General features: G+C 72.3%; 14 protein-coding genes. 6 read left to right on the plus strand and 8 right to left on the minus strand.

What is annotated here, in order from left to right:
* Positions 1–89: 89 nt before the first annotated feature.
* From ACOJV7_RS08835 to ACOJV7_RS08845, 3 genes are all read right to left on the minus strand, one after another.
* Entirely contained in the window at positions 90–2,990 is a 2,901-nt protein-coding gene (locus tag ACOJV7_RS08835; RefSeq protein ID WP_420189766.1) for a helix-turn-helix transcriptional regulator, read from the minus strand.
* A gap of 65 nt (positions 2,991–3,055) precedes the next feature.
* Positions 3,056–3,208: a hypothetical protein gene (locus ACOJV7_RS08840; RefSeq protein WP_156971717.1), complete on the minus strand. Its 153-nt coding sequence runs from the start codon at positions 3,206–3,208 to the stop codon at positions 3,056–3,058.
* Positions 3,209–3,450: 242 nt separating this feature from the next.
* Positions 3,451–4,350: an SDR family oxidoreductase gene (locus ACOJV7_RS08845; RefSeq protein WP_420189768.1), complete on the minus strand. Its 900-nt coding sequence runs from the start codon at positions 4,348–4,350 to the stop codon at positions 3,451–3,453.
* Between the two features lie 68 nt (positions 4,351–4,418).
* Between ACOJV7_RS08845 and ACOJV7_RS08850 the strand changes: the two genes are divergently transcribed.
* Genes ACOJV7_RS08850 through ACOJV7_RS08860 form a run of 3 tightly spaced genes read left to right on the plus strand, consistent with a single transcriptional unit; the run spans position 4,419 to position 6,968 of the window.
* Complete coding sequence (locus tag ACOJV7_RS08850; protein WP_420189769.1) at positions 4,419–5,903, plus strand: LLM class flavin-dependent oxidoreductase; 1,485 nt, start codon at positions 4,419–4,421, stop codon at positions 5,901–5,903.
* Positions 5,872–6,564, plus strand: coding sequence for a DUF2461 domain-containing protein (locus tag ACOJV7_RS08855; RefSeq protein ID WP_420189770.1), 693 nt, complete (start codon positions 5,872–5,874; stop codon positions 6,562–6,564). The genes ACOJV7_RS08850 and ACOJV7_RS08855 overlap by 32 nt, the downstream gene beginning before the upstream one ends.
* On the plus strand, positions 6,561–6,968 hold the full coding sequence (locus tag ACOJV7_RS08860; protein ID WP_420189771.1) for an MmcQ/YjbR family DNA-binding protein: 408 nt from the start codon (positions 6,561–6,563) through the stop codon (positions 6,966–6,968). The genes ACOJV7_RS08855 and ACOJV7_RS08860 overlap by 4 nt, the downstream gene beginning before the upstream one ends.
* 80 nt (positions 6,969–7,048) lie before the next feature.
* Here ACOJV7_RS08860 and ACOJV7_RS08865 read toward each other — a convergent pair whose 3' ends face one another.
* Positions 7,049–8,656, minus strand: a complete 1,608-nt coding sequence (locus tag ACOJV7_RS08865) for an MFS transporter (RefSeq protein ID WP_420189772.1) — start codon at positions 8,654–8,656, stop codon at positions 7,049–7,051.
* Entirely contained in the window at positions 8,653–9,273 is a 621-nt protein-coding gene (locus ACOJV7_RS08870; RefSeq protein WP_420189773.1) for a TetR/AcrR family transcriptional regulator, read from the minus strand. The genes ACOJV7_RS08865 and ACOJV7_RS08870 overlap by 4 nt, the downstream gene beginning before the upstream one ends.
* 165 nt (positions 9,274–9,438) lie before the next feature.
* Between ACOJV7_RS08870 and ACOJV7_RS08875 the strand changes: the two genes are divergently transcribed.
* From ACOJV7_RS08875 to ACOJV7_RS08885, 3 genes are all read left to right on the plus strand, one after another.
* The gene (locus ACOJV7_RS08875) at positions 9,439–10,368 is read left to right on the plus strand and encodes an exonuclease/endonuclease/phosphatase family protein (protein ID WP_420189774.1); all 930 of its coding nucleotides are present in this window, start codon (positions 9,439–9,441) and stop codon (positions 10,366–10,368) included.
* Between the two features lie 160 nt (positions 10,369–10,528).
* Entirely contained in the window at positions 10,529–13,831 is a 3,303-nt protein-coding gene (locus tag ACOJV7_RS08880; protein ID WP_420189775.1) for an AfsR/SARP family transcriptional regulator, read from the plus strand.
* A 90-nt stretch (positions 13,832–13,921) separates the two neighbouring features.
* Positions 13,922–14,794 (plus strand): hypothetical protein, encoded by an 873-nt coding sequence (locus tag ACOJV7_RS08885; RefSeq protein ID WP_420189776.1) that lies wholly within the window; start codon positions 13,922–13,924, stop codon positions 14,792–14,794.
* A gap of 78 nt (positions 14,795–14,872) precedes the next feature.
* Here the strand turns inward: ACOJV7_RS08885 and ACOJV7_RS08890 are convergent, their stop codons facing one another.
* The 3 genes from ACOJV7_RS08890 to ACOJV7_RS08900 all read right to left on the minus strand — a co-directional run bounded on the left by ACOJV7_RS08890 (position 14,873) and on the right by ACOJV7_RS08900 (position 17,894).
* On the minus strand, positions 14,873–15,607 hold the full coding sequence (locus ACOJV7_RS08890; protein ID WP_420189777.1) for a CHAP domain-containing protein: 735 nt from the start codon (positions 15,605–15,607) through the stop codon (positions 14,873–14,875).
* Positions 15,608–15,793: 186 nt separating this feature from the next.
* Positions 15,794–16,663, minus strand: coding sequence for a tryptophan 2,3-dioxygenase (kynA, locus tag ACOJV7_RS08895; RefSeq protein ID WP_420189778.1), 870 nt, complete (start codon positions 16,661–16,663; stop codon positions 15,794–15,796).
* 31 nt (positions 16,664–16,694) lie between these two features.
* Positions 16,695–17,894 carry a thiolase family protein gene (locus ACOJV7_RS08900; RefSeq protein ID WP_420189779.1) on the minus strand — a complete coding sequence of 400 codons (1,200 nt, stop codon included), beginning with the start codon at positions 17,892–17,894 and terminating at the stop codon, positions 16,695–16,697.
* Positions 17,895–17,913: the final 19 nt, after the last annotated feature.

The following is a 17,913-nucleotide window of genomic DNA, read 5'->3' on the forward strand; positions in this document are numbered from 1 at the left end:
GCCGCTCGGGCGCCCGAGTATCGGGACTCAGCGCGTCATGACCGAACCGAGTGCCCGACCGACTCGGTGGTCCCCGACCGACTCGGGGGTCAGCGGACGAGGCCGCGCTCGCGGGCGACCGCCGCCGCCTCGGTGCGCGACGACGCGCCCAGCTTGGCGAGGATCCGCGAGACGTGGACGCTCGCAGTCTTGGTCGAGATGAAGAGCTGCGCGCCGACCTGGCCGTTGCTCAGCCCGCGGGCGACGAGCTCGAGCACCTCCTGCTCGCGTGGGGTGAGGGCGTCGGGGTCGTCCGCCGAGGTGGCCGGGGCCGCCTCGAGCGCGTCGAGCTCGCGGAGGAGGGGTGCCGCGCCGAGGCGCGTGGCGACCTCCCGCGCGAGCTCGGCCTCGCGGCGAGCGCCGGCGACGTCGCCCGAGGCCCGCAGGACGGCGGCCAGCCGGGTCCGCGACCGCGCCGTCTCGTAGGGGTGGCCGTAGCGGTCGAACGCGTCGACCGACTCCTGCCAGGCCGCCACCATCTCGGCGACCGGTGGCGGGGTGCCCCGGCCCGTCAGCCACCGCACACGCAGCAGCTCGGCGCGCAGCCGGCGGTCCCACGCCCACGTCTCGGTGTTGGTGTCCTCCATCGCCGATGTCGCGGGCTCCCGCGCGCCCCGCTGCGGCTCGGCGACGACCGCGTCGACCCGCGCCGTCATCGTCTCGAGGTCGGTGGTGGCGCGCCGGAGCAGCGCGCTGTCGAGATGCGGTGCGTTGCCCGCGACCTGGCCCGCGACGAGCGCGGCCAGCCGGACGATGGCGTGGAAGCGGCCCCACGTGCGCTCGAGGTCGTCGACGGCGTCCTCGGCGATGTCGAGCGCGCGGGCGAGGTCGCCGCGGTGCCCGTAGTGCTCGACGGCGGGCATGACGAGCTGGACGACACCGAACCCGTCGACGTGCCACCACTCGCGCACCGACGCGATCTCGGCCTCGGCGATGTCCTCGCCGCGTGCCGCCCGCACCGACATGAGCGCGGCGTCGAAGAACGACCGCCCCGGTTGGGGCAGGAGCGGGTCGGTGACGTGCAGGCGCCGGACCGCGCCGTCCCAGTCCCCGATCTCGTATGCCGTGAGCCCACCGATGAGCCGCGACTCCAGGGCGAACGGGGCCCAGTCGATGTGGAGCTCGGCCGCGAGGGCGGCCCCACGGTCGTAGGCCTCGAGTGACTGCTCGAGGTGCCCGCGCCGGTGGTGCATCGTGGCGGCCTGGTGGTGGATGCGCACCCGCAGCGGGTCGCGGTCGCCGAGGTCGGCGAGGAGCCCGTCGATGTGGCGCTCGAGGGCGTCGAGGTCGTCGTGGACCTCGATGACTCGCGACATCACGGTGCGGATCTCGGTGAGCGGCGTCCCGAGCCGCTCGGCCAGCGCCGTCGCCTCCTCGCCGAGGGCGGCGGCCTCGGGGTACTGCCGGGTGTCGACGAGCTGCTGCATGTGGGCGGTGAGGACGAAGAGCCGGTCGGCGTCGTCACCCTCGGGGGCGAGGGACATCGCCTCGGTCGTCATGTCGAGCGGCGACTGCGCGAAGGCGAGGTCGACGAGCCGGCACCTGTTGGCGCAGGTCGCGAGCAGCCGGGCGCGCACCGTCGGCGACTGGTCGGGACCGGGGTGCTCGATGCGGTCGCGCAGCAGCTGCACCGACCGCACGACGTCGCCGGCGGTGAGGGCGGCGTCGGAGGCTTCGAGGCTCACCTCGTCGCGCTCGGGCGCCTCCTCGGGCAGCCAGCCGAGCGCGTCCTCGAGGTGCTGGAGGGCGTTGGCCGGGCCACCGACGGCGACATCGGCCCTGGCCGCCTCACGCGCCGCGCGCACCGCGGTGACGAGGTCGCCCGCGGCGGCGGCGTGACGAGCCAGCTCGGCAGGCGAGCCGAGGCCGGGATCGGCGGCCAGCGCACCGGCATACGCGCGGTGCAGGCGAATGCGCTGCCCCGGAAGGAGGTCGGCCGTCGTGGTCTCGGCGAGGAGGGCGTGGCGGAAGGCGTAGGCGGGCGGCCAGCGGGTCTCGATGACGTGTCGCTCGACGGCCTCGGCGACGGCCGCCTCGAGCTCGGTCTCACCGAGGTCGACGAGGCGGACGAGGAGGTCGTGGGTGATCGTGCGACCGCCGACGGCCATCGTGCGCACGACCTCCTGCGCGGGCGCGGAGAGCTGCTCGACCCGGGCCCAGAGGACGCGACTGAGGCCGCCCGAGATCGGCTGTCCTGCAACGGTGCTGGCCGCGAGCTCCTCGGCGAAGAACGGGTTGCCCTCGGCCCGGCGGGTGATCTCCTGGGTCGTCCGGGCACCGAGGTCGAGCGAGCCCGCGGTGACGACGATGTCGCGGATGGCGGCGTCGTCGAGCGGCTTGAGGTCGACGTGCTCGACGCCGGCGATGCGCGCCCAGACGGCGAGGGTCTCGTGGAGCGGGTGGCGGCGGTGGAGGTCGTCGGAGCGGTAGGTGACGACGAGGGCGACCGGCGAGGCGAACCCGCGCGTGAGCAGCAGGGTCATGAGGTCGCGCGAGGACGGGTCGGCCCAGTGGGCGTCCTCGAGCACGACAAGCAGCGGCGACCGCTCGCCGACGAAGGTGAGCAGGGCGTGGACGGCCTCCGCGACCTGGCCGGGGGAGGAGGCGCCGACGGTGTCGCGGCGACCGGGCAGGAGGACCGCGAGGGCGGGGCGCGTGGCGACGACCTGCTCGACGGCCTCGGGGTCGAGGACCTCGAGCCGCGAGACCAGCTCGGTGAAGGGGAGGTGGGCGACGCCGCTGCCGGACTGGCCGACGCAGTGGCCCCACGCGACGGTCCAGCCGGCCTCCTCGGCGTCGGCGGAGACCCGCGCGATCAGGCTTGACTTGCCGATGCCCGCGTCACCGGACACGACGACGCCGACCCCGTGAGGCGCGTCGAGTCCGAGGATCTCGGCGAGCCTGGCGAGGTCGGCGTCGCGTCCGACGAGCTCGCGCACGGGAGGGGTCATGGGTCGAAGTATCGACGACTCCACGGACATCGCGGGCGCGAGCCCTGGTGTTGCGGTCACCCGGTTCAGCGGGTGCGGCGGGCGGCGCTGACACGAGCCCGCACGCGGCGGATCACGTGGAGCGAGGAGCCCGGGCGCTCCTGCGTCTCGGGGAACTGGCCGTAGCGGGCGTGCATCTCCGCGCGGACGGCCTCTGGGGTGATGAAGGAGGTGTTCATCGCTGGTCCTTTCCGACCTGGGCTGTTGCTGACTCCTCAACAGTCGTCGGATGAGGTAGCCGCCCACATCGGTCAGGTGCCGTATTTCGTGTCTGAGCAGCTACCTCAGGCGCCTCCCGCCACTACCTCAGACGCGTCGTATGCCGTCCGCTCGCCTGGGTGTCGGGGATCCGGGGCATGGCGGGCGGGCGCACCCCCGGATCCCCGACACCTCGCTGCCGGTGCAGGGCGTCGGCGCGTGGTCAGAAGACCGGCTTGCCCCCGGTGACGCCGACGACGGTCCCGGAGACGTAGCTCGCCTCGTCGGAGGCGAGGAAGACGTAGGCGGCTGCCACCTCGACCGGCTGGCCGGCCCGGCCGAGAGGGGTGTCGGACCCGAAGCCCTCCACCTTCTCCTCCTCCATCGTCGCAGGGATGAGCGGGGTCCAGATCGGCCCGGGTGCGACGGCGTTGACGCGGATGCCGCGCGGTCCCAGCTCGCCGGCGAGGTTGACGACGAGGTTGTTGAGCGCGGCCTTCGTCGCGGCGTAGTCGAGGAGGTGGCCCGACGGCTCGTAGGCCTGGATCGAGGTCGTGACGATGACGCTGCCGCCGCTCTTCTCGAGCTCGGAGGCGAGCGCCTGGACGAGCCAGAAGGTCGAGAAGACGTTCGTGGCGAAGGTCCGCTGGATCTGCTCGGGCGGGAAGGCCTCAATTTTGTCGAAGGTCATCTGGTAGGCCGCGTTGCAGATGAGGACGTCGAGGCCGCCGAGCACCTCGACGGCGTCGGTCGCGAGCGTCTGGTTGGCCGCGAGCTCGGTGAGGTCGGTGGCGAAGAGGTGAGCGGTGCCGCCCGCCTCGGTGACCGCCCGCACCGTGTCCTCGGCGTCGGACTGCTCCTGGGGCAGGTGGGCGATGGCGATGGTCGCGCCCTCCTTGGCCATGGTCACGGCGACGGCCCGGCCGATGCCGGAGTCCCCGCCGGTGACGAGAACGCGCTTGCCCTCGAGGCGTCCGCGGCCGGTCCATGACGACTCCCCGTGGTCGGGAGTGGGCGTGAGCTCGTCGGTCGTGCCGGGCCAGTCCTGCTGCTGGCCGGGGATGTCGGTGAGCTCCTCGGTGGACGGGGACTGGGCGTTCGAGGTCTGGTCGTCGGTCGACATGGGTCTCCTCCTGTGCAGGGACGGGTGCTGCTCCTGTCCTACCCACCCTGCACTGGAAGGATGCCCTCATGCCCGACTACGGTCTCGACCTCGAGTTCGGCGTCTTCCCCAGCCCCGACGCGGCACGCCACCGCGAGGTTCTCGAGATCGCCCAGCTCGCCGACGTCCTCGGCCTCGAGCACGTGAGCATCCAGGACCATCCCTACCAGGCCAAGCACCTCGACACGTGGACTCTCCTCTCCGCCATCGGTGCGCGCACGAGCCAGGTCCGGCTCTCGACCAACGTCGCGAACCTGCCCCTGCGCCCTCCTGTCGTGCTGGCCAAGGCCGCCGCCACCCTCGACGTGCTCACCGGCGGCCGCGTCGAGCTCGGGCTCGGCGCCGGTGCCTTCTGGGACGCGATCGAGGCAGCCGGTGGTCCGCGGCGGACCCCGGGCGAGGCGGTCGACGCCCTCGTCGAGGCGATCGGCATTCTCCGCGGCTTCTGGGCGGGGGAGAGTGGTCGGCTCGAGGGCGAGCACTACTCCACCCGCGGCCTGCGCCCCGGTCCGCGCCCGGTGCACGACATCCCGATCTGGGTGGGTGCGCTCAAGCCGAGGATGCTGCGGCTCACCGGCCGGCTTGCCGACGGCTGGATCCCGAGCCTGGCCTACGCGCCGCCCGACGCCCTGCCCGAGATGAACGCCCGCATCGACGACGCGGCCACCGCCGCCGGCCGCGCCCCGCAGGACGTCCGCAGGCTCTACAACGTCCACGGCCGGTTCGGCGCCGGCGCGGGGCTGCTCCAGGGCACGCCGAGGGACTGGGCCGAGCAGCTCACCGACCTCGCCGTCGGCGCCGGGATGAGCACCTTCATCCTCGCCACCGACGACCCCGACGTCCTGCGCCGCTTCGCCGAGGAGGTGGCGCCGATGACGCGTGAGCTCGTCGCTGCCGAGCGCGAGGGCGGTGGACCGGGACCCTCCGGCACGCCAGTCGCCACGACAGCGGTGGCCGATCCACTCGACAAGGTCGACACCGTTGCGACACAGGCGCCCTCGCGCTTCACCGCTCAGCAGCTCGCCATCCCCGCGCACCTCGTCGAGGTCCACGACTACCTCCGCGCCGAGCTCGACCAGGTCCGCGACATCGTCCGCCAGGTTCGCGAGGGCCACACGACCGTCGGGTCGGCCCGGTCGGCGATCAACACGATGACGATGCGCCAGAACAACTGGACCCTCGGCGCCTACTGCGAGTCCTACTGCCGCATCGTCACGGGTCACCACACCAACGAGGACCGCGGCATGTTCCCCCACCTGCTGCGCTCCGACCCCGCCCTCGAGCCGGTCGTCACGCGGCTGCACGACGAGCACGAGGTCATCGCCGACCTGCTCGACGGCCTCGACCGCGCCCTCGTCGCGCTCGTCGCCGATCCCGCAGACGGCGACGCGGGCCACCCGGCCCTCGACGCGCTCTCCGACGCCGTCGACGACCTCACCGAGTCCCTGCTCGCCCACCTGTCCTACGAGGAGGAGGCGCTCCATGACGCCCTCGCCACCCACGGCTTCGGCTGAGCCCGCCGACGTCCCCGGCATCCCGCTCGACGCCGTCGCCTTCTACCGCGAGCTCCAGACGTCCAACACCCGCGAGTGGTGGGCCGCCTCCAAGGACCGGTATGCCGGAAGCGTGCGTGAGCCGCTGGAGCACCTCGGCGACGTGCTCACCGAGGAGTTCGGGGAGCCGAAGGTCTTCCGCCCCAACCGGGACGTGCGCTTCAGCAGTGACAAGCGGCCCTACAAGGACCACCAGGGCCTCTTCGTCCCGACCTCGGCCCGGATGGGGTGGTACGTCCAGGTCGGCCCGGCCGGCCTCCGGACCGCGGGCGGCTTCTATGCGTCCGAGTCCGACCAGGTCGCCCGCTACCGATCCAGCGTGCAGGACGACGTCGCCGGCGCCCGCCTTCAGCACATCGTGGACACGTTGTGCGACAACGGTTTCGACATCGGAGGCGAGGTGCTCGTGACGCGGCCACGCGGCATACGGGAGGACGCTGCGCGGCTCGAGCTGCTGCGGCACCGGACGCTCACCGCGTCACGGGACCACGGCACGCCGGACTGGCTCGAGACCGAGGAGGTCTTCGAGCGGGTCCGGCAGGACTGGGTGGCCATGCGGCCGCTCATCGAGTGGTGCGACCAGTACGTCGGGGCGAGCGAGAAGCCGGGGCGCGGGCGGTGACCCGCAGGAGCCGTCGCGCACGCCCCGAGGACGTCGACGAGATCGCGGGCGCCCTCCCCGGGACCGAGCTCGGCATCTCGTGGGGCGACCGGCCGACGTGGAAGGTGCGGGGCAAGGGGTTCCTGCTCTACCGGATGCCGCACAGGACGGCGGTCGACCCTGAGACGGGCGAGATGTGGGACGACCTCCTCGTGGTGTTCACGCCCGACATGGGAGCGAAGCAGGCGCTGGTCGAGGCCGACAACCCGTTCTTCACCATCCACCACTTCCGCAGCAACCCCGGCGTGCTCGTGCGGCTCTCCCGCCTCGGCGAGATCGACCGGGACGAGCTCGAGGAGATCATCACCGAGGCGTGGGCGGCCAGGGCTCCGGCGACGCTCGTCCGCGCGCACCTCGGGGACTGAGTCACGGCGTCACCCGGCAGAGACGCCGCGAGGTGGGGTGCGTTCCTGCACACCCCACCTTGCGACGACCGGACGACGGGTCAGCCGACGTGCACCGGCTCCGGGCCGTCGGTGGCGAGCTCCTCGTGCTTGACGTCGAGCAAGATCCAGATGACCGCGGAGGCCGCGAGCATGAGGAACGACCCCACGAGGAACGCCTGCGTCGAGCCCTCGGTGAAGACCTGGAGGCGGGCGACCGCCTCCATGGCCTGCATCTGCTCGGGCGACGGCGTCGGGCCACCGGCGGCCGCCGCGGCCGCACCGGCACTGGCCAGCTCGGCGCCGCGGTCGGTGAAGGTCTGGGTCGCCACGGTGGCCAGGACCGCGAGACCGAGTGCGCCACCGACCTGCTGGGCCGTGTTGAGCACGCCCGAGCCGATGCCGGACTCCTGTGCGCGCAGGTGGTGCACGGCGGTGAGCGTCACGGGGACGAAGGTGAGCCCCATGCCGAAGGCCATCATGATGACGAACGGGAGGATGTCCGAGACATAGGTGCCCGTGACGTCCTGGACCGGGAACGACGTGTCGTAGGGCAGCGTGGAGAAGCCGTAGAGCGCACCTGCCGCGATGAGTGTGCCGGTGCCCGAGATGACACGCGGGTTCACCCGGCTGAGCAGGTTGGACGCGAGCCCGGCGCCGACGACGATGCCGACGGTGAAGGGGAGGAACGCCACGCCGGCCTTGAGCGGGCTGTAGCCCATGACGTTCTGGATGTACTGGCTGAGGAAGTAGAACATCGCGAACATCGCCGCCGGCGCGAAGAACATCGCGACGAAGCTCGCGGCGCGCGTGCGGCTGGTAAAGATCCGGAAGGGCAGCAGCGGGTGGGCCACCCGACGCTCGATGAGGGCGAAGACGACGAGCATCGCGACTCCGGCGGCGAGGCTGGCGAGCGTGAGGCCGTCGGTCCAGCCCTCGGTGCCGGCCCGGGACAGGCCGTAGACGACGCCGAGCAGGCCGAGGGTGCCGGTGAGGGCGCCGGGCAGGTCGAGCTCACCCGGGTGCGACTCGGACTCGTTGAGGAAGCGCGGGGCGAGCGCCGCCGCCGCCAGGCCGATCGGGAAGTTGATGAGGAAGGTGAGGCGCCAGCCGTCGATCGCGGTCCCGAAGAGCTCGGGCGAGGTGCCGGTGAGCCAGCCGCCGAGGATGAGGCCGACGGCTGCTCCGGCGCCGGACATCGCGGCATACACCGCGAAGGCCCGGTTGCGCGCGGGGCCGGCCGGGAAGGTCGTCGTGATGAGGGCGAGCGCTGCCGGTGAGGCGAGGGCCGCTCCGAGACCCTGGAGGCCACGGGAGGCGAGGAGCATCGGCTCGCCCGTCGCGAAGCCACCGAGCAGGGAGGCGACGCCGAAGATCACGAGGCCGGCCATGAAGACGCGGCGGCGGCCGTAGAGGTCACCGAGCCGTCCACCGAGGAGCAGCAGGCTGCCGAACGCCAGCGCGTAGCCGGTGACGACCCAGGTGAGGTTGGCCTGGCTGATCTCGAGGTCGGCCTGGATGTAGGGAAGGGCGATGTTGGCGATGGTCCCGTCGAGGACGATCATGAGCTGGGCGACGGAGATGAGCACGAGGGCCCACGTGAGGTTGAGCTCGCGCGGCTGCCTCGCGACGTCGGCCGCGGGTTCGTCGAGTGGTCGTACGTCGGTCATGCGAGGTCCTTGTCCTGGGGCTGGTCTGACGTGTGGGTGGCGTGACAGGCCGGGAGGACGACCTGGTCGATGAGCGCGGCGATGACCGCCTTGCTGGGGGGCTCGCCGAGCAGGTGGGTGCGGTGGAGCACCATCCCGGCGAGCGCGGGGGCGATGAGGTCGAGGTCGACGTCGGGCGAGATCTCGCCGCGCTCACGGGCCCGCTCGAAGACGGCGCGACCGGCCGCGACCTTGGGCCCGATGAAGTCGCGCCGGAAGGCCGTCGCGAACTCGGGGTCGATGTTGACCGCGGTGATGACCGACGCGAGGACGCTCATGGCCCGCGAGTCGGTGACGCCACCGGTGCCGCAGTGCATCTGGAGCAGGTCCTCGCGCAGGCTCCCGGTGTCGGGCGTCGACGTCGGGCCCTTCTGGGCGAGCACGGCGTCGATGACGAGCGCCGACTTGCTGCTCCACCGGCGATAGAGCGTCGCCTTGGATGCCTTGGCCGCGGCGGCGACCGCGTCCATCGTCAGCCGGTCGTAGCCCACCTCGGCGAGGACGTCGAGCGTCGCCTGCAGGATCTCCTGCTCGCGGTCGCCCTCGACCCGGGGACGGGCCTGCGCTTCGGGGGTCATGTGGGGGTCGTGTCCTTCCGGTGATGAAACGAAACCGTTCCGTAGGATAGAACGAAACGGTTTCGTTTCGCAAGGACTTCCCGGACATCGCCGGGGGAGGAACCCCCGGTGGGATCGCAGCGGATCCGCAGCGAGTTCGCAGCGCCCCCGTCCACGGTGGCTCCCATGAACGAGAACCCTCGCAACGACTCCCGTCCCGGTCCGGTCCTCAGCCGTCGGGCGGTGGCCCGCCTCGGGCTCGCCGTCGGCGCCGGCGCCGCCACCTCCGTCGCGGCGGCGGGGTCGGCCTCTGCGGTCAGCTCCACCTTCCGGGTGGGGCACCTCAACATCCTCAGCGACCTGTCCCACGCCGACTTCCTCCACGACCTCAACCTCATCGCCGGCCACTGCCACCTCCTCGGCCTCAACGAGGTGCAGTTCCGGCGCGACGCGCTGAGCTCGTGGGCCGACGCCAACGGCTGGCACCTCTACATGCCGAGCGGCACGTGGCCCGGCGCCGAACCGCTCCTGGCCCGCAAGTCGATGTTCGACGTGACGACGCCCGGCGGGGACCGAGGGTCGATCTTCGTCTGCGACACCGGGGGCAGCGCCGAGCCGCCCCCGCCGCGCTACATCACGTGGATCAGCTGGACGCACAAGCCGAGCGGCCGGCGCGTGCAGCACATCAACAGCCACCTCAACGCGCACATCGACAACAACGGCCAGCCCTACAACCTGCCGCGCACCGATGACGCCGAGCAGCACATCAGGATGATCCGGGACCTCGCCGTCAACCGGTCCGACCAGGGACAGGTCGTCGTCAGCGGCGACTTCAACGTCGACTACCAGGACGACAAGCGCGTCCAGTACTCCCGCTTTCCCTACACCGTCCTCGAGGAGCGGCAGGCCGCCGGCGCGATCCCCGGCCTGCGGTCCGGCTACTCGCAGATGGGCGTGACGAACCAGGCGACGCACGGAACCCGTCGCATCGACTACATCTACGAGTGGGTCCGGGTGCCGTCCGCCCGACTCATGAACATGACGAACCACTACGTCGTCGACGGCACGCGCTCCGACCACAACGGGGTGGTGGCCGCCTTCTCGATCACGCACTGAGCCGACCCTCCCGAGCCACCGCCCGGGCGGGTCGCCGGGACACCTGTCCGGGTCACCTGTCTGGGTCACCTGTCTGGGCCACCCGCCGCCCCTCATCGGGGGGAGTCCTCCCCGGCTCCTCCTGATGACAGGCATGCCCACCCTCGCCTAGCCTCGCCGTGTGGTCAGTCGTCCGGTCCAGGGCTCCTCCACGCACCGGCCCAAGGGGGCCGCCGCGGTGGAGCTGAGCGCGTGCGTGCTCGGGACGGTGCGGCTCGTCCGGGGTGCCGACGACATCCCGCTCACGCCGTCGGAGCGCGCCCTCGTGGCCGGCCTCGCGGTTGCCGACCACCGCGTCGTCACCGTCGACGCGCTGGCCGAGTGGATCTGGGGCGGACGCGCGCACGCCTCGCCGCGCAACCGCGTGCAGGCCGTCGTCTCCGGCATCCGGCGCAAGGTCGGCCCCGCGTCGTTCATCATCACCCACGAGGCGGGCTACCGCCTCGACGATGCCGTGTGGACCGACCTCGGCCACCGCGCGGCCCTCACCCGCCGGGCCGCGACCCTCGAGGGCGCGAGTGCCGAGAAGCACGGCCTGCTGCACGAGGCGGAGGCCCTCAACCTCGGTGCCGCCCTCGGTGGCGTCACCGACAGCCCCGACGTCGAGTCGCGGCGGCGCCGGATCGACGAGGAGAGCCTCGAGGTGACGCTCGCCCGGATCGAGGCCGACCTCGAGACAGGTCACCTCGACGGACTGGCGAGCGAGCTCGGCCACCTCAGCCAGAACAACCCGTTCCACGAGCAGGTCCACGCCCTCCTCATGCGCACCCTCGTGCGGGTCGGTCGCCAGGCTGAGGCCCTCAGCGTCTACCGCGACGTCCACGCCCGGCTTGATGACGACCTCGGGGTGCGTCCCGGACCGATCCTCGTGGCCGCGCACCAGGAGGTGCTCACCTTCGACGAGGCGGTGCCCGCGGCCGGCGCGAGGTCGCGCCGGGCCGTCGACGACGCGAGGCCCGCGGCCTCCACCCACTCGCACACCGGGGCCGACGCCGAGGTCGGCGAGGTGGCACGCGACGACGAGACCGACGACACCTTCGAGGCCAACGGATCCTCGGCACCCGCAGGTGCTCGCGAGGCGGGGCGGGCTCCCGGCAGCCCGATCCCGCTGCGCCAGATCCCCGCCCCCCGCACGGCACCGCGCAGCGTCGCCCACCTCGTCGGCCGGGAGCGCGAGCTCGACCGCCTCGTCACCGCGGCCACCCAGCCCTCGACCACCGCCCCGGTCGTCGCCGTCACCGGGCTCGGCGGCATGGGCAAGACCACCCTCGCGGTGGAGGCGGCGCACCGGCTGCGCGACGACTTCCCCGACGGCACCCTCTACCTCCACCTCGACAGCGAGACGGGCCGGGCCGGGGTGTCGAGCATCCTCGCCCATTTCCTCCAGCTCCTCGGCGTTCCCGCCGACGTGCTGCCCACCGGTCACGACGCCCGCGTGGCGATGTACCGCTCGATCCTCGACACCAAGCGGCTCCTCGTCGTGCTCGACGACATCGGCGCCGGCGTCGACGTCCGCGACCTGCTGCCGACCCGCGCACCCTCGGCCGCGATCCTCACGAGCCGGCAGCCGCTCACCGAGTGCGAGCCCACGCTGCGGATCGTCGTCACGGCCCTCACCGACACCGAGAGCGCCCGGCTCCTCGGGGGGCTCGTCGGCGACACCAGGGTCGAGGGCGAGGCCGACGGCCTTCGCCAGCTCGCCCAGGCCTGTCTCGGCCTGCCCCTGCTCCTGCGCATCACCGCGCAACGGGTCGCCTCGCGCCCGGACCTCTCCCTCCGCCGGGCGGCGTCCTCGCTGAGCAGCGAGATCCGTGGTCAGTCCGATGGCGAGCAGTCCGACCGCGCGATCTATGCCGGGCTCGGTCTCGCGGAGGCCCCGCTCGGCGAGGGGGCCCGCGAGGTGCTCACCCGGTTCGCGGCGCTGCCGTTCCGCGCCGCCAGCCGCTGGCTGCTCGCCTCGCTCGTCGGCGAGGGACGCGACGGCGACGCGGCCGTCGACGAGCTCCACGCGGCCTACCTGCTCGAGACCGAGTCCCGCGAGGGCGTCTCGACCCAGTTCGTCCTGCACGACCTCGTCCGCCTGTATGCCGTGGAGTCCGCCGCCTCCGCCGACCTCGCCGCCGACCTCGGCCGGGTCGCGCGCACGCTCCTCACGACTGCACTTCCGCACGCGCAGGCCTACCCGGTCCAGCTCCTGCCCCTGCCCCCGTGCCCCGAGGGTGGCAGGCTGCCCCGCGTCGACGGCGCCCTCGACGCCGAGGAGGCCCTCGCCTTCATGCGCACCGAGCAGGACACCTTCCTCCTCTGCGCCCGTGAGGTCGCGGCGAGCGACCCCGCGACCGCCTGGCGACTGCTCGTCATCCTCGGTCAGCACGCCCAGAACGGGCTCGAGCTCGAGCGCTGGTTCGCCGAGGCCGACGCGGTGCGCGAGCACCTCGACCGCGATGTCGTCGACGACCGCCGCGGGCTGGCCCACCTCGACCTCGTCGAGGCGCACCTGCGGCACGAGGCCGCCTCGTCGCGCGTCGCCGCGGGTCTTGCCAGTCGGGCCCGGCGCACGATGCTGCTCGACGGAGACGTCGCCGGGGCCATCGTCGCCGCGGTCGTCCTCGGCCGGGCGCACCGGGCCAACGGCGAGCGGGCCGCCGCCGAGGAGGCACTCGAGTGGGCGACGCGGTCGAGCGACGAGGGAGTCGACCCCGTCGTGCGGGCCTACGTCGCGCTCGGTTGGGGCAGCCTCCTCGACGACTACGACGTCCTCGAGCCCGGGCGCGAGCACCTGCTCGAGGCGACCCGGCTCTTCGAGGGCGTCGAGGACTGGTCCGGCTCGGCCACTGCGCTCTTCGCGCTCGCCCGCGTGCACCGCCGGCTGCGGGAGTTCTCCGCCGGCCTGCCGCTCTGCGACCGTGCGATGGAGCTCTTCACCCGCCTCGGCGACGTCAACGGGCTCACCGCAGTCATCGACACGCGGGCCGACATCCTCGTCCAGATGGGTGAGCCGCTCAAGGCCCTGCCCGGCGCCGAGCAGGCGGTCGAGCAGGCGGCGGTACGCCACGACGACTTCATGCTCCATCGCGCGCAGCGGACGCTCGGCCGGGCCCACGCGGCGCTCGGTCGCCTCGTCGAGAGCGAGTCGGTGCTGCGCGACAGCATCGCCGGCTTCGAGCGGCTCGACCGGCCGCTCAGCCGGGCTGCGAGCCTGCGAGACCTCGGCCACGTGCTCCAGCTCCAGGACCGCATCCCCGAGGCCCTCGAGGTCTTCGAGTCCGAGCGCGACTGCCTCGTGCGCCACGGCCTCACCGACAACGCCGAGCTCGACGAGATCCTCGACCGTCTCGGCGCCGTGCTGCGCTCGCGCAGCGGTGGGCGCCGAGCGCAGGGCACCGGCGAGCACGGTGGGCGCAGCGGCCACGGGGTCGCCTGAACCGCAGCCGATCCGCAGCGGGTTCGCAGCGCACCTTGGTTGTCTCGACTCAGCGGCCCACCTGGCCCCCAACGAGTGAGAGGACCTCCCATGAGCACCCTTCGACGCGGCGCGGTGACCCTGGTCTCCGCCCTGGCGGCCACGGCCTCCGTCGGGCTCGCCGGCAGCCCGGCCCACAGCGCGACAGCCGAGGTGACGGCCCTGCCTGTCGTCAACCACGAGCGGCTCCTGCTCGCGGCCCAGCTCGACCCGAGCAAGCCCGGTCGTGGGCTGACCGCCGGTGCCGAGGAGTCCGTCAAGACCGTCAAGGCGGCGCTGCGTGCCAAGGGCCTGCTCGCATCGACCGACACCGACGGCCACTTCGGCATCGCGACGATGGACGCCTGGCGTGCCTGGGAGAACCGCGTGCACACCACCGCCAACGCCTGGTCCACGAACGGCCTGCCGAGCCTCTACGAGCTCAACGAGCTCGCGCCCAACCGGTTCGAGCTGAGCCACAAGGTCGACCAAGGCTCCTGGGTCGTCCTGCCCCAGAACGACGCGCCGTCCCAGTTCCAGGACCAGACGGTCAACGAGCGCACGCGCGACATGTTCTTCAAGGCGGAGCAGATCGCCGGCAACATGACCATCAGCCAGGGTCGTGGCGGCGCCGACGCCTCGGCAGGGACCCACATGGGCGGCGGTGCCATCGACATCCGCGTCGTCGACGCGCCCGCCCAGACCTCCGCCCGGGTCGCGGCCCTGCGGAAGGTGGGGTTCGCGGCGTGGTACCGCAACTGGGAGGGCAACCAGCACATCCACGCCGTCGCCGTCGGTGACCCGTGGGTGGCCTATGACGCACACAGGTCGCTGTGCCAGATCTACCAGTTCCGCTTCGGAGGCGAGGGCCTGTCCTGCAGCAACTCGACGGCCGGCGACGACCGTCCGCTCATCTGGTGGGAGGACTACCAGCGCTCGCTCTGAGCGCGACCCACCACGAACGAGAGGCGGTATGCCGGGTGCGCACCCGGCATACCGCCTCTCGTTCGTGGACGCCCGAGGTCACTCGCGGGAGGTGTGTCCCATGAAGTGCTTGCCGTCCTTCGTCGGTCCGTTGGCGTCCCAGGTGTAGGTGATGCGGCGGATCTCGTCACCCTCGACGTTGCCCTCGACGCTCGTGACGACCTTGGTCGTGGCGTCCACGGCGGTGACGACACCGACGTGGCCGTAGGGGTTGCCGTTGTCGGCTCCGGCGGTGCCGCTGCCGTTCTGCCACACGAGGACGTCGCCCGGCTTCGGCAGTCGGCTCTCGGAGAACCGGTAGTAGGGCGTCTCGGCATCGGTGCGCCACGCCTGCGAGCGCATGTAGGAGGTGGGGATGCGCGGGTAGAGCGCGGGGTCGGGCGTGTTGGTGCCGGTCCACGTCCGAGCGACGAGGTAGCCGCACCAGTCGAGGCCGTTGAAGTCGTTGAGGACGTTGCTGTTGGTGTTGCTGCCGTCGAGCTCGAGGACGTTGCGGTTGGGGCCCGGCTGGGTGCTCGTGCGGAGGGTGCCGCCCGCATCCTTGAACGACAGGTCGGCGCTGACGAGCCGGTTGGCGCGGTCGACGGTGTCCTGGCGCAGGGTGGACAGGGCGGTCGTCGTCGTCGCCGTGGTCGCCGCGGCTGCGGTCGTCGTGACCGCCGTCAGGTGCCCCTCGCCGGCGGTGCCGACGGCGTGGGCCGCCGGGAGCGATGCGCAGGCGACGCCGGCGGTGGCCGCCGCGGTCGCCAGCAGCGTGGTGGTGCGTGTCCTCATGGAGCCCTCCCGGGGTGCGGTGTGCGGGCGCGCCCGTGCGGCGGGTGCCCGGTGGTCCGAGGCTCGGGCACGGCGCTGCGATTTCGCTGCGAATCCGGTCCCCACCCGTGCCCAACTCACCAATTCCTCCCGTTCGGCACGGTCCACAACTCGCCAATTCCTCCCGTTCGGCACGGTGAGGGTGCGTCAGGACTTCGGCTCGCCGATCGCCGTCCGTACGGAGAAGAGCTCCGGGAAGAAGGTGAGCTCGAGCGCGCGCTGGAGGAACCCGACGCCGCTCGAGCCACCGGTCCCGGTCTTCATGCCGATGACCCGCTGGACGGTCTTGAGGTGGCGGAAGCGCCACAGCTGGAAGTTGTCCTCGAGGTCGACGAGCTCCTCGCACGCCTCGTAGACGTCCCAGTGCTGCTCGGCGTCCTCGTAGATGCCGGTGAGCACCTGCACGAGCTCCTCGTTCGGGACGTGGGCCACGCTCACGTCTCGGTCGAGGATCTCCTGCGGCACGGCATACCCACGTCGAGCCAGGTAGCGCAGGAACTCGTCATAGATGCTCGGCGCCTCGAGCAGCTCCGCGAGGAGGGCGTGGGCGGCGGGGTCGGCCTCGTGGACCTTGAGCATCCCGCGGTGCTTGTTGCCCAGCATGAACTCGACCGCCCGGTACTGCCAGGACTGGAAGCCCGACGCGTGGCCGAGGTAGTGCCGGAACTGGCTGTACTCGGTCGGGGTGAGTGTCGCGAGGACGGACCACTGGTCGGTCAGGGTGCGCTGGATGTGCTTGACGCGGGCGATGCGCTTGAGCGCGATCCGCATCTCGTCCTGCGCCAGCAGGTCGGCGGCCGAGCGGAGCTCGTGGAGGACGAGCTTGAGCCAGAGTTCGGACGTCTGGTGCTGGATGATGAAGAGCAGCTCGTCGTGGTGCTCCGGGTCGCTCACCGGGTGCTGGGCGCTGAGCAGCTCGTCGAGCGACAGGTAGGAGCCGTAGCTCATCTCCCGGCTGAAGTCGGTGTGGATGCCCGACTCGATGTCCCGGGTGTTGCGCCGCGTCGTCTTGCTCATGGGGCCACCCTAGAGCGCCTCCTTCCAGCGTTCAGATGCGGCGGAAGAGGGCGGCGAGGGCCTGGCCGCCACCGATGCACATCGTCACGACGCCGGTCTCAAGGTCGCGCCGCTGCAGGTCCTTGGCGACTCGCAGCGAGAGGATCGCGCCCGTCGCGCCGACCGGGTGCCCGAGGGCGATCGCGCCGCCATAGGGGTTCACCTTCTCCGGGTCGAGCTTGGCGTCCCGGACGACGGCGACCGCCTGGGCCGCGAACGCCTCGTTGACCTCGAAGGTGTCGATGTCGTCGGCGGAAAGGCCGGTCTGCGCGAAGAGCTTCTCGAGCGCGACGACGGGGGCGTAGCCCATGAGCTCGGGCTCCATCGCGCCGGTTGTCACGGCCTCGAGGGTGACGAGACCGGTGAGGCCGCGCTCCTTCGCGACGGACTCGCGGGCCAGGACGACGGCGGCGGCGCCGTCGTTGATGCCGGAGGCGTTGCCGGCGGTGACCGTGCCCTCCTTGGCGAAGGCGGGCCGGAGGCCGGCGAGGGCCTCGAGGGTGGTGCCCGGCTTGGGGTGCTCGTCCTCGGTGGCGGTGAACGGCTTGCGGCCGCCGACCTCCACCGGCGTGATCTCCTCGGTGAAGGCGGCCCGTCCCCGGTCGCTCGTGGCGAGCTGCTGGCTGCGCAACGCGAACTCGTCCTGCTCCTCGCGGCTCACTCCGTACTTCGCGGCGACGTTCTCGGCGGTGACGCCCATGTGGATCCCGTGGAACGGGTCGGTGAGCATCATGAGCGTGCCGTCGACGAGCTCACGGTTGCCGAGGCGGTAGCCCGCGCGGGCACCGAAGTCGTAGAACGGCATACGGCTCATCGACTCGTCGCCGCCCGCGAGCGCGAGGTCGACCCCGCCCCAGCGCATCTGCATCGCGGCCGACCAGATCGCCTGCAGTCCCGATCCGCAGAGCCGGTTGACCGTGTATGCCGGTGCCGACGTCGGGAGACCGGCCGCCAGTGCGACGCGGCGCGCGTTGTAGGCGTCGGGCCCGACCTGGCCGATGCAGCCCATGACGACCTCGTCGATCTCGTCCGCTGCCACGCCGGCGCGGTTCAGCGCCGCGCGGGCCGCGGTGGCGCCGAGCTCGTGAGCCGGCACGTCCTTGAACATGCCGCCGAAGCTGCCGATCGGGGTGCGAGCGCCGTCGACGAGGACGATCTTCTCGGTGCTGGGGTCTGCGGGGGAGGCGGTCATGGCGCCCATCGTAGGAAGC

The sequence above is a fragment of the Knoellia tibetensis genome, assembly GCF_048606415.1.
Taxonomy (GTDB): domain Bacteria; phylum Actinomycetota; class Actinomycetes; order Actinomycetales; family Dermatophilaceae; genus Knoellia; species Knoellia tibetensis.

Excerpts from the sequence above, each read along its gene's own strand:
- ACOJV7_RS08835 (WP_420189766.1), bottom strand. The coding sequence starts at position 2,990 with ATGACCCCTCCCGTGCGCGAGCTCGTCGGACGCGACGCCGACCTCGCC.
- ACOJV7_RS08840 (WP_156971717.1), bottom strand. The coding sequence starts at position 3,208 with ATGAACACCTCCTTCATCACCCCAGAGGCCGTCCGCGCGGAGATGCAC.
- ACOJV7_RS08845 (WP_420189768.1), bottom strand. The coding sequence starts at position 4,350 with ATGTCGACCGACGACCAGACCTCGAACGCCCAGTCCCCGTCCACCGAG.
- ACOJV7_RS08850 (WP_420189769.1), top strand. The coding sequence starts at position 4,419 with ATGCCCGACTACGGTCTCGACCTCGAGTTCGGCGTCTTCCCCAGCCCC.
- ACOJV7_RS08855 (WP_420189770.1), top strand. The coding sequence starts at position 5,872 with ATGACGCCCTCGCCACCCACGGCTTCGGCTGAGCCCGCCGACGTCCCC.
- ACOJV7_RS08865 (WP_420189772.1), bottom strand. The coding sequence starts at position 8,656 with ATGACCGACGTACGACCACTCGACGAACCCGCGGCCGACGTCGCGAGG.
- ACOJV7_RS08870 (WP_420189773.1), bottom strand. The coding sequence starts at position 9,273 with ATGACCCCCGAAGCGCAGGCCCGTCCCCGGGTCGAGGGCGACCGCGAG.
- ACOJV7_RS08875 (WP_420189774.1), top strand. The coding sequence starts at position 9,439 with ATGAACGAGAACCCTCGCAACGACTCCCGTCCCGGTCCGGTCCTCAGC.
- ACOJV7_RS08885 (WP_420189776.1), top strand. The coding sequence starts at position 13,922 with ATGAGCACCCTTCGACGCGGCGCGGTGACCCTGGTCTCCGCCCTGGCG.
- ACOJV7_RS08890 (WP_420189777.1), bottom strand. The coding sequence starts at position 15,607 with ATGAGGACACGCACCACCACGCTGCTGGCGACCGCGGCGGCCACCGCC.
- kynA (WP_420189778.1), bottom strand. The coding sequence starts at position 16,663 with ATGAGCAAGACGACGCGGCGCAACACCCGGGACATCGAGTCGGGCATC.
- ACOJV7_RS08900 (WP_420189779.1), bottom strand. The coding sequence starts at position 17,894 with ATGACCGCCTCCCCCGCAGACCCCAGCACCGAGAAGATCGTCCTCGTC.